Here is a 13,409-nt window from a genome sequence, read left to right on the forward strand (position 1 = left end):
GGTTCTCCTAACGGACCGTGGTGAGGTCGTTGTTCTTAGACTCGCGCGTCAGGGCGATGAAGACAATCGAGACGAGGGCCATGACGGACAGGAACACCACCACGGGAACGATGCTCTGGCCGGAGTCCTTGTAGAGCCCGGCCAGGATGCCGGGGGTGAAACCCGCCCCGATCAGGGTGGCCAGCTGGTAGCCGACCGCAGCGCCGGTGTAGCGGGACGTGGTGCCGAACTGTTCGGAGACGAAGGCTGCCAGCGGCCCGTACAGGGATGAGTGCAGGACCAGTGCCACGGTAAAGGCCACGAAGACAAGCCCGACGTTGCCGGAGCCCAGCATGCCGAACATGGGGAAAAGGTAGGCGATGAACAGGGCCAGTCCGGCAATCATCACGGGCCTGCGGCCGAAACGGTCGGACAGGCGGCCGCCCAGGAGGACGAAGATGATGGAGATGGCCGAGGCTCCGGCGAAGGCGTAGAGCACGCCCTGCTGCGGCGCCCCCTTGGACACGGCATACGTCACTGAGAACGTGGGCAGTACCACCTGCAGGCCGAACCCGGCGGCGCCGGCAAACATGATCATGATCAGGGCCTTGGGGCGGCGCAGCACCTCAAGCAGCGGGATCTTGCGCTTGGTGGTTGCCTGGGCCTCCTCCTTGGCCACGGCCTCGGCGAAGATCGGGCTCTCCGAGACCCGCAGGCGGACGAACATGCCCACGATCAGCAGCACGAAGGACAGCAGGAACGGCACCCGCCACCCCCAGGCCAGGAACGCGTCCTGCGGCAATGCCGAGAAGATGCCCATCACCACGGTGCCCAGCACGGCGCCGGTGGGGGCGCCGGCGTTGACGAAGGAGGCGGCGAAACCGCGCCGCCTGGGGTCGGCGTGCTCCAGGGCCATGAGCGCGGCACCGCCCCATTCACCGCCGACGGCGATGCCCTGGCAGACGCGCAGGAGCACCAGGATCACGGCGCCCCACGGCCCGATGACGCCGGCGCCGGGAATCAGGCCGATGAGGGTGGAGGCGATGCCCATCATGGCCATGGAGATGATCAGCATTCCCTTGCGGCCCACCTTGTCACCGAAGTGGCCGAAGATGATGCCGCCCAGCGGCCTGGCCACGTACCCGGCGGCGAAGGTGGCGTAGGCCGCCACCACGCCCACCCATTCGTCCGTGCCGGCGAAGAAGACCTTGGGGAAGGCCACCGCTGCGGCCGTGGCGTACAGCAGGAAGTCGTAGAACTCGATGGTGCTGCCCAGATAGCTGGACAGGATGACCGTGCGCGCTTCCTTGCGCTTGGCGGCCGTGCCCGCGGGTGCGAGCGTGGTGTGTCCGGACATGGCTGTTCCTAGGGTTTGGGGAATGGGGTACGGAGGGAAGGGGATTTTGGGGTTGCCTGAAGAGGCGGCGCCGTGTGGTGCCGCCGGCGTGGTGAAGGGGTTACTGCCGGTAGTGCGGCCTACTTGTAGAAGCGGGCGAGGAATTCGGCGACGACGGCGGGGCGTTCCTGGCCTTCGATTTCGATGGTGGCGTTGACCTTGATCTGGGCACCGCCCTTGACCTCGGTGACCTCGGCGATGGTGGCCTGCATGCGGACCTTGGAGCCGACCGTCACCGGGGAGGTGAAGCGGACTTTGTCCAGGCCGTAGTTGACCTTGGTGGTGACGCCGTCCACGTCGAACAGCTCGCCCCAGAACGGGATGATCAGCGACAGCGTCAGGAAGCCATGGGCGATCGGGGCGCCGAACGGGCCGTCCTTGGCGCGTTCGGGGTCGGTGTGGATCCACTGCTGGTCGTCGGTGGCGTCGGCGAAGAGGTTGATTTGTTCCTGGGTGATCTGGCGGTAGTCGGTGGTGCCGAGGTCCTTGCCGGACAGGGTGAGCAGGGTGTCGAAATCGACGACGAGATTGGGCATCGTTGCCTCCTGGGAGTTGTTTGTTGGGTGTGGAAGTTAGGTTCAGCGGGTGGGTGGTTCAGCGGTTGAAGGCGCTTTCGCCCGTGAGGGCGCGGCCGATGATGAGGGCGTTGATCTCGTGGGTGCCCTCGTAGGAGTAGACGGCTTCGGCGTCGGCGTGGAAGCGGGCCACATCCGTGGCCAGCGTGATGCCGTTGCCGCCCACCACCTCGCGGGCAAGGGCTACGGTGTCACGCATGAAAAGGGACGTCTGCATCTTTGCCAAAGCAGAGTCCTGGTCACGGTAGATGCCTTTGGCCTGCTGCTCGGTAAGCCGGACCACCAGGGACAGGGCGGAGGTGACGTTCCCCAGCATGCGGGCCAGTTTTTCCTGGACCAGCTGGAAGGAACCAAGGGTGCGTCCGAACTGCCGGCGTTCGTTGACGTAGGCCAGCGCGGCCTCGAACGCGCCGGCGGCGATGCCGGTGGCGATCCAGGCCACGTCCGAACGCATGGCCCGGAGCATCGCGGCGACGTCCCTGAAGGAGTTCACGTTCTGCAGGCGCATCGACTCAGGGACGCGGACACCGGTGAGGGTGATGTGGGCGTTCTGCATCATCCTGAGCGACGTCTTTCCGTGGATCTTTTCCAGCGTGATTCCGTCCGCGGCGCGGTCCACGAGGAAGGCCTTGACCTGCCCGTCCGCGGCGTCCCGGGCGAACACGGCCAGGACGTCCGCGGTGGCTGCGCCCCCGATCCAGCGCTTGGCGCCGTCAAGGACCCAGCTGCCGTCAGCCTGCCGCCGGGCGGTGGTGGACAGTCCGCCGGCGATGTCCGAACCGGACCCGGGTTCGGTCAGCGAGAAGACGCCCTTGAGCGAGAAGTCGATGACCTTGGGCATCCATTCGGCCTGCTGTTCCGCCGAGGCACCCACGCGGATGGCCGTCCGGAACAGGCCGGCCTGGGCGGCGTACCAGGTGGCCAGGGACGCGTCGGTGCGGGCAAGTTCAAAGATCCGGAAGCCCTGGTAGATGCCCCGTGCGGGTCCGTCCGCCGTGAGCCCGGCCGGTTCCATCAGGTCCAGGTCGATCAGCGGCCGCGCCAGCTGTTCGGGAAACTCGCCGCGTTCCCAGTACTCGGCCAGGAGCGGCCTGGCTTCCGCGTCCAGGAATGACCGCAGCCGGGACAGGACCTGGCGCTCCTCGAGCGTGAGCAGGGACTCGGCGTCGTACCAATCCGCTGCTTCGTAAAGCCGGGCACCCAGGGCGGCATCCGCCGTCGTCAGCGTGCCCATGTCAGCCGCCCAGCCCGAGCAGGCGGACCGCGTTGTCCTTGAGGATCTTGGGCCGGACCTCGTCCTTCAGCGGGAGGTCGGCGAACGCTCCCAGCCATTTCTGCGGGGTGATCAGCGGGAAGTCGGTGCCAAACAGCACCTTGTCCTGAAGGTAGGAGTTGGAGGCCTTGACCAGCGACTCCGGGAAGTACTTGGGCGACCAGCCGGAGAGGTCGATGAAGACGTTGGCCTTGTGCGTGGCGATGGAGTTTGCCTCGTCCTGCCACGGCACCGACGGGTGGGCCATGATGATCTGCAGGCCCGGGAAATCGGCGGCCACGGCGTCCAGCAGCAACGGGTTGGAGTAAGCGAGCTTGATGCCATACCCGCCGGGCAGGCCCGCTCCCATGCCGTTTTGGCCGGTATGGAAGATGGCGGGCAGGCCCAGTTCCTGGAGCGTCCCCCACAGGGGGTAGAAGCGCTCGTTCGAGGGGTCGAAGCCCTGGAGGGACGGATGGAACTTGAAGCCGCGGGCACCGAGCTCCACCGCCTGGTGCTTGGCCCCGGCGATGGCGTCCTCACCCGTGCGCGGGTCGACACTGCCGAACGGAATCAGTACGTCGTTGTTCCGGGCGGCGCCGGCGATGAGTTCGGGGATGCTGTTGGGCTCATGCTTGAGCTGGGTGCGGGCGTCCACGGTGAAGACGACGGCGGCCATGTTCAGTCCGCGGTAGACCTCGGCGATACGGTCCAGGGACGGTGTGCGGTCTTCAGCCTTGAAGTACTTGGCCGATGCTTCGGTCAATGCCTCAGGCAGCGACCCGTGCCCGCAGCTGTCCACCTCGAGGTGTACGTGCATGTCGATCGCCTCGAGTTTGGCGGGGTCGATGCCCAGTTCGTATCGGTCTGCCATGATCAGCGCGCCTGGACCGGTTCGGGCTGCAGTTCTGCAGGCAGCGGCAGGAATTCCTCGCCGTAGCCCTGCAGCGTGTCCCGGTTGAACAGCTGGCCGGCGTTGTCCAGCAGGGCCTCATAGGTCCAGCCGCCGTCGCGGTATTCCGTGGTGGCCGCTTCCGGGTGGGTCCAGACCTGCAGACGGTCACCGCCGGCGCCGATGGCCTGGCCGGTGATGTTGGCTGCCTCGTCGGAGGCGAGGAAGGCAACCAGTCCGGAGACGTCGTCGGCCGTTCCAAAGCCGAGGTCATGGCGGAAGAATGACGGCATGGCCTCGCCACGCTCGTCCGCCTCCACTGCCTTCTGGAAGTACGGCACGGTCTTGGTCATGGCGGTGGCGGCCACCGGAATGACGCTGTTGACCGTCACGCCCGCCTTCTTCATTTCCAGCGCCCAGGTGCGGACCATGCCCACGATCCCGGCCTTCGCCGCAGCATAGTTGGTCTGGCCGAAGTTGCCGCGCTGGCCCGTGGGGGAACCGATGGTGATGATGCGGCCCTGCACGTTGTTTTCCTTGAAGTAGCCAAACGCCTCCCGGACGCAGGTGAAGGTGCCCTTGAGGTGCACGTTGATGACCAGGTCGAAGTCCTCGTCAGTCATCTTCAGCAGGGACTTGTCCCGCAGGATCCCGGCGTTGGTGACCAGGATGTCCAGCCGTCCGAACGCGTCGACGGCGCCGGCCACCAGGGCCTTGGCCGCGTCCGTGGTTCCCACCGGAACCACCACAGCGGTGGCCCGGCCTCCGTCGGCCTCGATCCGGGCCACGGCCTGCGCGGCGGTTTCAGCGTTGACGTCATTGATAACGACGGCGGCACCCTGGCGGGCCAGTTCCCTTGCGTAGGCGAGGCCGAGGCCCTGCCCGCTCCCGGTGACGATTGCAACTTTGCCGTTCAAGCTCATGGCCTGCTCCTTCGCATGCGCCGGCCGAAGCCGTTGGGTGGTCCCACTGCGGTGTGAGATCCTTGTTGGATTCAATGAAATTACGGATCATTGAAAAAGTCAACGATTGTTTTTTACCAGTACCGGAGTTGTGATGGCCACCTTGGGCACAGACGTTCAGATCCCGCGCCTTGCGGCAGCCAGGATCGGCGGTGACGTGGGACTGCTGCTGGCGAAGCTGCATGCCGCAGGCTCGGTCCTGAACAACAAGGCACTGGCGGACTTCGGCCTGCGGGAGCGCTCCTTCTCAGTCCTGACACTGGCGTGCAGCGGGCTGGAGCCGACGCAGCGGGAGCTTGCCGACTTCCTCAGCCTGGACCCGAGCCAGGTGGTCACGCTGGTGGACGACCTGGAACGCCGCGGACTGGTGGAGCGGGCGCAGGGGAAGCAAGACCGGCGCGCCAAGATCATCGTCTCCACGGCCGAGGGCCGCAGGATGCATACCAAGGCCCGCGCTGCGCTGGACGCGGCGGAACTGGACCAGCTTTCCACCCTGTCCGGGGAGGAGTCGCAGGAATTGAAGCGGCTGCTGCGCAAGGCGCTGTGGGGCGCGGAGGCCTAAGTCGTAGTGCCCGTCCCGGCCGGGTTCCGCAATGCCCGGCCGGGACAGTGCCTAGCGGACGATGAAGACCGCGATCCGCACCGAATCCGGGTAGCGCTCACCAGTGCCCACGGCGATCACGTGATTGAGCCATGCCCACTCTTCGGAGGCCGTGGAGAACCGCAGGGAGCAACGGAAGTAGATGGCACCCGGGTCCACCTCCTCGCCGCGGTTCAGGCGTGCAATGTCCGCCGCTGAGCCGTGGCGGAGCGCGTTGTTGTGCACGTGGATCAATGCCCCGTCCTCCGCCTCGACAACGTAGCGGGCATCAAGCTCGGTGAGTTCCGGGCTGTGCAGGGTCTGGAAATCCGCGCCGCCGGGCAGCACCGTGCCGCGGAGGGCGAGCCCCGTCATCGTTCCGCCGGTGATCGGTATGATCCTGCGGTGGCCGGTGGGGGCGGGCCCAACATCAATGGGTGTTTCCACCGTTACGTTCAGCTCCGTCAGGAACTCCAGGCGCGGCCGTAAAGGTGCGCTCACAGCAGGCCCACTGTCAGGCGGCTGGGGTGGGAGGCGCCAACGTGGATACGCTGGTTGGCGGTCACGGCAACTCCCGATTCGTAGGCCAGTTTGCCGGTGTTGAGGTTGCGGTCCCAGCGCGGGTGGCAGCTCGACGTGACCTGGACGCGCAGGCGCTCCCCGGGGGCGAGCGTCAGAGCCGTCTCCCAAAGGCTGATGGTGTACTCGTAGACCTGGCCTGGCTCGATGGGAGACGGCGGATGCCCTTCCTCGAACAGCCCGGTTTCCGCATAGGCATCGCGCCAGGACGCCCGGACGATCCCGTCGGCAATCCCCAGGGAAACCCCGTCCGCTGACACCCTGCAAAGCCGGACCACCCAGTCCGTGTCCACGGCACTGGAAGATGCAAACAAGGTGGCGGTGACGGCACCGAAGATGGTGGTGGTTTCGGTGAAGGGCTCCGTGGTGAAGACGGCGACGTCGGTGCGCGCCTCGACGGCGTCCTGCCGCGCCGGACCCGCGGGAAAGGCGCCGGCGAGCATGGTGGCCCCGCCCGTAGTGGGCACGGGATCCAGGGGGTCGTAGGCGTACTCAACGTTTCCGTCCACACCCGCCTGGTCCAGCAGGTCCCCCTCGGCGGAAAGGAACCACGACCTCTGCCCGGCGGGAACCGGCAGTTCATCAAAGCCGCGCCAGCGGTTCTCGCCCAGGAAATACAGCAGCACCTTGGGGACCGCGGCGATGGCCGCTCCGTCCTCCTTGAGGACGGCGTCGAACCAGGCCGTGTGGAGGGACGACAGATCTCCGCGGCCATCGACGATGCCGGAGGACGCGGCTGCGCCGAAGTGGATGTCCGGGTACCCGCCCGTGAGGTTGGTGTGTGTCCAGGGGCCAAGGATGAGGCGGGGTTCAATGCCGGGGAAGGTCTTGCTGAGGACCGCCTGGCGGCGGTACTGGTCCAGCGTGTTCGGGGCGAAGATATCGAACCAGCCGCCGATGTGCAGCGTTGGCAGCGGCACCGCCGCATCGGAAGCGGCATCCCACAACCGGCAGAAATCACTCCCCGGCCCCTCCCCCGCGGACGGGGTGACCTCGTTGCGAAGGAAGGTGCCCAGCCTGGGTTCCAGGTCCCGCAGCGGGAGGACTCCGTAGCAGGAACCATCGGCAAATCCAGTGTCCAGGGCAAGCCATTCCTGGAGCTCCTTCGCGCGCCGCTCGGGATCGTCAGCATGTTCCCGCATCAGTTCATTCAGGGAAATCGAGGCGTGCCCCCAGGCCAGGCGGCTGCCCAGCTCATGGGCACCGCCCCTGTACAGCGCACCGTTGTTGGCGTTGCCGCCCGCCGAGACCCCCGGCGCCAGGGCCTTGAGCGCTGCCGGGGACTGCCGGGCGGCACGCCACTGGGTTTCCGCGAAGTAGGACCGGCCCCACATGCCCACCCTGCCGTTGGACCACGGAAGGCGCGCGGCCCACTCCACTGTTGTGGCGCCGTCGGACGCTTCATTGACCGAAGGCTCAAACCTGCCGTCCGAGCCGAACCTGCCGCGGCAGTCCTGCATCACCACCACGTACCCGGCCGCCGCAACGGTCAGCGGATTGAAGTACGCCGAGTTGACCGCCAGGTCCCGCCCGTAGGGCGTGCGCGTGAGCAGCACCGGGAAGGTTTCATCCGGCGCGTCCGGCCGGTAGACGGTGGACCGGAGGATGGTTCCGTCGGTCATGGTTGCTTCAACATCGCCGTCGACGACGACAAGGTAGCGCACGTGGGTGCCTTTCGTTTGGGTGGGGGTGCTAGGCCGCGGAGGCGGGTTGCTTGCCGAGGTCTTCGGTCCGGGTCCGGTAGGTCTCCTTGACCCACACGGCGGTCACGACGGCGGAGACGAGGCAGCAGGCGGCCGTGAAAAAGGCAACGGGCAGCCACCCGTCAGGGCCGGGCTGGACGATGGCGGCGGCAATGGCGGGAGCAAAGCCGGTGACGACGAGCCCCAGCTGGGAGGCAGTGGCAGCTCCGGTGTAGCGGATCCTGGTTTCGAACATTTCCGCGGTCATGGATGGGCCAAGCGGGTTGACCATGCCGTAGCCGACGGTCATGAAGAGGATGGCCGTGGCAAAGATCAGCGGGATGGAGCCGGCGCTGATCGACCAGAAGAACGCGAACACCGACGCCGCGCAGACGATGTTGCCGGTGATGAACACCGGTTTACGTCCGATCCGGTCGGCCAGGATGCCTGCGTACGGCTGGACGACGATGCCCAGGGCCGCGGTGACGATAGTGACGGTGAGCATGACGGCCGCGGGGACTCCGAGCTTGCCGGCGTAGGCAAGACCGAAGGCCGCGAACACCGAGGAAACGACGCTCCAGAGACCGAACAGGATCACCTTGAGGATGGTGGCCCAATGGTCGCGCAGGACCACCTTGATGGGCAGTTCCTGGGCGCCCGCAGATTCCTTGGCGGCCTCGAACACTTCCGATTCCGGGAGGCGGAGCCTGATGTACAGGCCCACCACGACAACCAGGATGCTGGCAAGGAACGGCAGGCGCCATCCCCATGCGAGCAAATCGTCCTGCGGCAGCAGCGATACCGCAAGGAACGCGAGCGACGCCAGCATGATGCCGGCCACCGCTCCCGTGTTGACCCAGCTGGCGTAGAAGGCCCTCCTGTGGGTAGGGGCGTGTTCCATGGTCATGGTCACGGCACCCACGGACTCGCCGGCGGCCGAAGCCCCCTGCAGTGCGCGCAGGAGTACCAGCAGGATCGGGGCGGCGGCGCCGATCACCGACACGGGCGGAAGGCAGCCGATCAGGAACGTGGCGACTCCCATGAGGACCAGGGTCAGGACCAGCATCTGGCGGCGGCCTATGCGGTCACCAAAGTGGCCAATCACGCCGGCGGCCAGGGGCCGCACCACGTAGCCGATGCCGATCGTGGCCATGGAAAGGACCATGCCCAGGGATGGGTCGATGCCGGGAAAGAAGATTTTGTTGAATATCAACGCCGAAGCAGAGCCGTAGATGAAGAAGTCGTAGTACTCGAGGGTGCTGCCAATGAAGCTTGCGGCAGCGGCACGGCGGGCGTTGGCGTTGCCCTTGGAAGCTGTGGCGGGGACGGAAACGGTGTCCGGTGACAACGGCGTCAGCGGACCGGGACCTGCGGTCATTGCGGATCTCCTGGAAAGTTTTGAAGCAGGGCCTGACTCGCTCCTGCGGCGGGAAAAGCTACCGGCGCGGGGTGTGGGCCGGATCACTTGGATAGATATTATGCGCTTATCGCAACGGCCGTCAAGAAAACTGCAAGGTTCAATTTGCCGTTCCCTCTCCTCCTGAGAAGATGGACCGTGACCAGCAACCTCCACGTCCACTCCGGCGACCCCGCCGCACACCGCGTTGCCGCCGAGCAGGTCAATTTCCCGCGGCCGTTGAAGGGATCCGCTTCCCAGCACCTGGTGGTGACGATGATGGCGGACTATTGGCGGGAGTACACCGGATGGCTGCCCTCACGACTGATCGTGGCCCTGGCGGGAGCACTGGGCGTCAGCGCGTCGGCCGCCTCTACGGCGCTGAGCCGCCTGGCCGGACGCGGGGTGCTGGAACAGTCGAGCGCGGGACGAACGTCCCGTTACCGCTTCACGCCGGAAGCCCAGGCCCGCCTCGACGTGGGTGTGGGCCAGGTCAGTGGTTTCGGTTCCGAGGACCGCCGGTGGGACAGAATGTGGACTGTCATGGCCTTCACCGTTCCCGAGAGTTCCAGGGAGGTGCGTGACCTGCTCCGCAGCCGGCTCAAGTGGCTTGGTTTCGCTCCGCTGTACGGCGCGGTCTGGGTTTCCGCGTGGGACACGGTGCAGGATCTGGAGGACTCCTGCCGGCATCTGGGCGTGGACAACTATGCCATCTTCCGCACGCCTGAGGAGGAACTACGCGGCCGGCCGTTGATCGAGGCCTGGGACCTGAACGAACTCCGCGGGCAGTACGCACCCTTTATCGATGCCTACCGTGGGAAGGCCCAGACACTTGACGCCCAGCGCCTGAGCGGGGAGGAGGCCTTCCGGCTGAGGACCGAGGTGATGGATGCGTGGCGCGCTTTCCCCTGGGAGGACCCGGGCTTGCCTCCGGACCTGTTGCCCCACGATTTTCCACTGTTCGAGGCGCGCCGAATTTTCGTCACCCTCTACAACTCACTGATGGAGAGGGCTGCCTCCTACGCGGAGGAGACGGTAGCCCGGCTCGCCCCCGAACTCGCCGGGGAGAGCCGGGCCTTCCGGCTCAAGGGTTAGGGCGCCCCCGCAAGCAGCGGCTTGCAGGTCGTGGCCAGCCTCACGCGTCGTGGCGGTCCTTGCCAGTCGTGGCGGTCTTACCAGTCGTGGACGGTGCCGTCGACGAGGCGGTTGTAGGGCAGGTAGGCCTGCTGGTAGGGGTAGGCCGCGGCGGCTTCTTCGTTGAATTCGACGCCGATGCCCGGTTTGTCGCCCGGGTGCAGGTACCCGTCCACGAACGTCATGGACTGCTCGAAGACCTCGTTGGTCTTGGCCGAGTGCTGCATGTACTCCTGGATCCCGTAGTTATGGATCGCCAACCCCACGTGCAGCTGCGCCGCGAACCCCACCGGGGAAATATCGGTCGGACCGTGGAAACCGGACTTGATCTGGTACTGCGCCGCGAAATCCATCACCTTCTTCAACGGACTGATCCCACCGAAGTGCGTGGACGCCGCCCGCACATAATCAATCAACTGCTCCTTGATCAGCGTCTGGAAGTCAAACACCGTATTGAAGATCTCCCCGATCGCCAACGGCGTGGTGGTGTGCTGCCGCACCAGGCGCAGCCCCTCCTGGTTCTCCGCCGGCGTGCAGTCCTCCAGCCAGAACAGGTCATACGGCTCCAGCGCCTTGCCCAGCTTCGCGGCCTGGATCGGCGTCATCCGGTGATGCCCGTCATGCAGCAACGGGATCTCCGGCCCAAACTCGTTCCGCACCGCCTCAAACACCGTGGGCAGGTGCCGCAGGTACGCCCGGGTATCCCAGTCCTCCTCCTGCGGGAACGCACCCCGCCCGGCCGGCTCATAGTCATACCGCTCCCCCGACGCCTGCGCCTGCGCCGCCACCCCATACACGGCCTTGATCCCCGGGATCGCCGTCTGGATCCGGATCGACTTGTACCCCAACTCCAGATGCTCCCGCACCGAATCAAACAACGACTCAATATCCGCACCCGAAGCATGCCCATACGCCCGCAACCCGTTCCGCGACGCACCACCCAGCAACTGGTACACCGGCAACCCGGCCACCTTGCCCTTGATATCCCACAACGCCATATCCACCGCAGCGATCGCCGCCATCGTCACCGGACCCCGCCGCCAATACGCACTCCGGTACAGGAACTGCCACGTATCCTCAATCCGGTGCGCATCCTTGCCAATGAGCAACTGCGCCACATGTTCCTTCAGGTAGGCGGCGACGGCGAGCTCGCGCCCGTTCAGGGTGGCGTCGCCAATGCCGGTCACGCCGTCGTCCGTGGTGATCCGGAGGGTCACAAAATTCCGGGTGGGGCTGGTCACAAACACATCGGCGGCAATAATCTTCACAGCTGGCTTTCGGGTAGGGGCTTTGGGTAGATGGGAATTTCCCGTTGGGGTGGGCAGTTTCTCAGCGCTGGGTACTGCCCCTGGCGGAGTCGAGCAGGGCGAGTTCTTCGCGGCGGGGCAGGCCCTCCCAATCGCCGCGCGTGCTGACGGCGAAGGCGCCGGCGAGGATGCCGCGCTTGAGGCGGCCGGCGACGTCTTCGCCGTCGAGCAGGGCGGAAAGGTAACCGGCGGTGAACGCGTCCCCGGCCCCAACGGTGTCCACGCACGTCACCGGGATGGCCGGAGCTTCAAGAAGGCCGTCGGCTGCATGGACCGCGGCCCCCGCGGCGCCTCGCTTCACCACCACTTCGCTGACCCCCAAGTCCAACAGGTGCGCGGCCGCACGGACCTCATCGGCCGGGGGCGTCGCCTCCCCGTTTCCGTCCTGCGGGACGGCAACCAGGTCGAGTTCGTCGTCGGACGCTATGACGATGGTGGCGTGCCGGGCCAGGGGGCCGAGCACGGCCCTCGCCTGGTCGCGGGACCAGAGCTTGCTCCGGTAGTTCACATCCAGGGATACCACCAGCCCTTCAGCCGCAGCCCGTTCCGCGGCGTACTCCACCGCGTCCCGCGCTTCCGGGCTGAGTGCCGGAGTGATGCCGGTCAGGTGCAGGATCCGTGTTCCGCCATCCAGGGCCGCAGCAACCTGGCCGCGGGAGATGGTGGCTCCCGCCGATCCGGCGCGGTAGTAGAAGGCCCGGCTGAGGTCGGCGGTGCGCTGCTCCAGGAACATCACCCCGGTGCTCCGGTCCGCATGCACGGTGTGGTGCAGCTGGACGCCTTCGCCGCGCAGTTGCTTAAGGATGAACTCGCCGTGCGGGTCCGCGCCCACCGTCCCGGCCCAGGCAGCGCTGTGGCCAAGCCGCGCGACGCCGATGGCAACGTTCGATTCTGCCCCCGCCACCTGCATGTTCAGGGTGCCGCCGTTCGCCAGGGGGCCGCCGGCGCGGAGTGAGACCATGGACTCGCCGAAGGTCATCAGGCAAACGCTCATGAAGGGGTCCCGGTTCCGGCACGGGCAGCAAATTCGGCCGCAAGGGCCAGGAAGCTGCGGGCACGTTCCCGCATTTCCGTGAGGTCGCCGCCGGAGGCTGCGCTGCCGAACAGCGGACCGCCCAGGCCGACGGCGATCGCCCCGGCTTCCCAGTACCCGGCCGCCTCGCCGAGGCCCACGCCGCCCACGGCGATGAAGGGGATGTCCGGGAAGGGATCGCGGACTGCCTTCAGGTAGCCGCGCCCGCCGATCGATGCCGGGAAAAGCTTGATGGCGGTGGCACCGCGTTCCATCGCCTCATAGGCCTCGGTGGGGGTCAGCGCGCCGGCCAGGACCGGGATGCCGGCACTGGCCGCCTCGCTGATGGAGGGGGCAAGGGAGGGGGTGACGATGAACTGGCCGCCGGCAGCGGTGACGTGTTCGACGTCGGCCTCGCTCAGGACGGTGCCGGCGCCCACCAGGCAGCCGGCCGGCGCAGCCGCGCGGACCTCGCGGATTGCCTCCAGCGCGTTGGGCGTGGTGAGGGCGATCTCCACGTACCGGAAGCCTTCCTCCATGGCGGCCAGCGCCGCCTTGGCGGCAGCACCGCCGTCGTTCCCGCGGACAATGCCGACAAGCCGCGACTGCCGGATGCCGGCCAGCAGGCCGGCGGAGGTGACGGCTGGATTTTGGGATGTCATG

General features: G+C 66.8%; 13 protein-coding genes. 2 read left to right on the top strand and 11 right to left on the bottom strand.

Going from position 1 to position 13,409, the window contains the following annotated elements:
- Positions 1-7 precede the first annotated feature (7 nt).
- The 5 genes from AC6JAM_RS06970 to AC6JAM_RS06990 form a co-directional block, all read right to left on the bottom strand.
- Positions 8-1,336 (bottom strand): MFS transporter, encoded by a 1,329-nt coding sequence (locus AC6JAM_RS06970; protein ID WP_018772159.1) that lies wholly within the window; start codon positions 1,334-1,336, stop codon positions 8-10.
- Between the two features lie 119 nt (positions 1,337-1,455).
- Positions 1,456-1,911: a MaoC family dehydratase gene (locus tag AC6JAM_RS06975; RefSeq protein WP_018772160.1), complete on the bottom strand. Its 456-nt coding sequence runs from the start codon at positions 1,909-1,911 to the stop codon at positions 1,456-1,458.
- A 58-nt stretch (positions 1,912-1,969) separates the two neighbouring features.
- The gene (locus AC6JAM_RS06980) at positions 1,970-3,184 is read right to left on the bottom strand and encodes an acyl-CoA dehydrogenase family protein (RefSeq protein WP_497934352.1); all 1,215 of its coding nucleotides are present in this window, start codon (positions 3,182-3,184) and stop codon (positions 1,970-1,972) included.
- Position 3,185: 1 nt separating this feature from the next.
- Positions 3,186-4,076 (bottom strand): amidohydrolase family protein, encoded by an 891-nt coding sequence (locus AC6JAM_RS06985; protein WP_497934353.1) that lies wholly within the window; start codon positions 4,074-4,076, stop codon positions 3,186-3,188.
- Between the two features lie 2 nt (positions 4,077-4,078).
- Entirely contained in the window at positions 4,079-5,017 is a 939-nt protein-coding gene (locus tag AC6JAM_RS06990; RefSeq protein ID WP_223993480.1) for an SDR family NAD(P)-dependent oxidoreductase, read from the bottom strand.
- Positions 5,018-5,150: 133 nt separating this feature from the next.
- On the opposite strand from AC6JAM_RS06990, the gene AC6JAM_RS06995 reads away from it, so the two are divergent.
- Positions 5,151-5,618, top strand: a complete 468-nt coding sequence (locus AC6JAM_RS06995) for a MarR family winged helix-turn-helix transcriptional regulator (protein WP_497935931.1) — start codon at positions 5,151-5,153, stop codon at positions 5,616-5,618.
- A 51-nt stretch (positions 5,619-5,669) separates the two neighbouring features.
- Here AC6JAM_RS06995 and AC6JAM_RS07000 read toward each other — a convergent pair whose 3' ends face one another.
- From AC6JAM_RS07000 to AC6JAM_RS07010, 3 genes are read right to left on the bottom strand one after another with little or no spacing between them, the layout of a single operon-like run.
- A complete protein-coding gene (locus AC6JAM_RS07000; RefSeq protein WP_497934354.1) occupies positions 5,670-6,137 on the bottom strand; it encodes a DUF3237 domain-containing protein in 468 nt (155 codons plus the stop codon).
- Positions 6,134-7,879: a CocE/NonD family hydrolase gene (locus AC6JAM_RS07005; protein ID WP_478222485.1), complete on the bottom strand. Its 1,746-nt coding sequence runs from the start codon at positions 7,877-7,879 to the stop codon at positions 6,134-6,136. Before AC6JAM_RS07005 ends, AC6JAM_RS07000 begins: the two co-directional genes overlap by 4 nt.
- 28 nt (positions 7,880-7,907) lie before the next feature.
- Positions 7,908-9,275, bottom strand: a complete 1,368-nt coding sequence (locus AC6JAM_RS07010; protein ID WP_018772239.1) for an MFS transporter — start codon at positions 9,273-9,275, stop codon at positions 7,908-7,910.
- A 177-nt stretch (positions 9,276-9,452) separates the two neighbouring features.
- Here AC6JAM_RS07010 and AC6JAM_RS07015 point away from each other — a divergent pair, with 177 nt between their 5' ends.
- Positions 9,453-10,388 carry a PaaX family transcriptional regulator gene (locus tag AC6JAM_RS07015; protein ID WP_134166162.1) on the top strand — a complete coding sequence of 312 codons (936 nt, stop codon included), beginning with the start codon at positions 9,453-9,455 and terminating at the stop codon, positions 10,386-10,388.
- A 77-nt stretch (positions 10,389-10,465) separates the two neighbouring features.
- Here the strand turns inward: AC6JAM_RS07015 and manD are convergent, their stop codons facing one another.
- From manD to AC6JAM_RS07030, 3 genes are all read right to left on the bottom strand, one after another.
- Entirely contained in the window at positions 10,466-11,695 is a 1,230-nt protein-coding gene (manD, locus tag AC6JAM_RS07020) for a D-mannonate dehydratase ManD (RefSeq protein WP_478222488.1), read from the bottom strand.
- A 61-nt stretch (positions 11,696-11,756) separates the two neighbouring features.
- Positions 11,757-12,728: a sugar kinase gene (locus AC6JAM_RS07025; protein ID WP_497934357.1), complete on the bottom strand. Its 972-nt coding sequence runs from the start codon at positions 12,726-12,728 to the stop codon at positions 11,757-11,759.
- Positions 12,725-13,408 (bottom strand): bifunctional 4-hydroxy-2-oxoglutarate aldolase/2-dehydro-3-deoxy-phosphogluconate aldolase, encoded by a 684-nt coding sequence (locus AC6JAM_RS07030; RefSeq protein ID WP_497934358.1) that lies wholly within the window; start codon positions 13,406-13,408, stop codon positions 12,725-12,727. Before AC6JAM_RS07030 ends, AC6JAM_RS07025 begins: the two co-directional genes overlap by 4 nt.
- Position 13,409 lies beyond the last annotated feature (1 nt).

The sequence above is a fragment of the Arthrobacter sp. GmRoot5-12 genome (assembly GCF_059739365.1).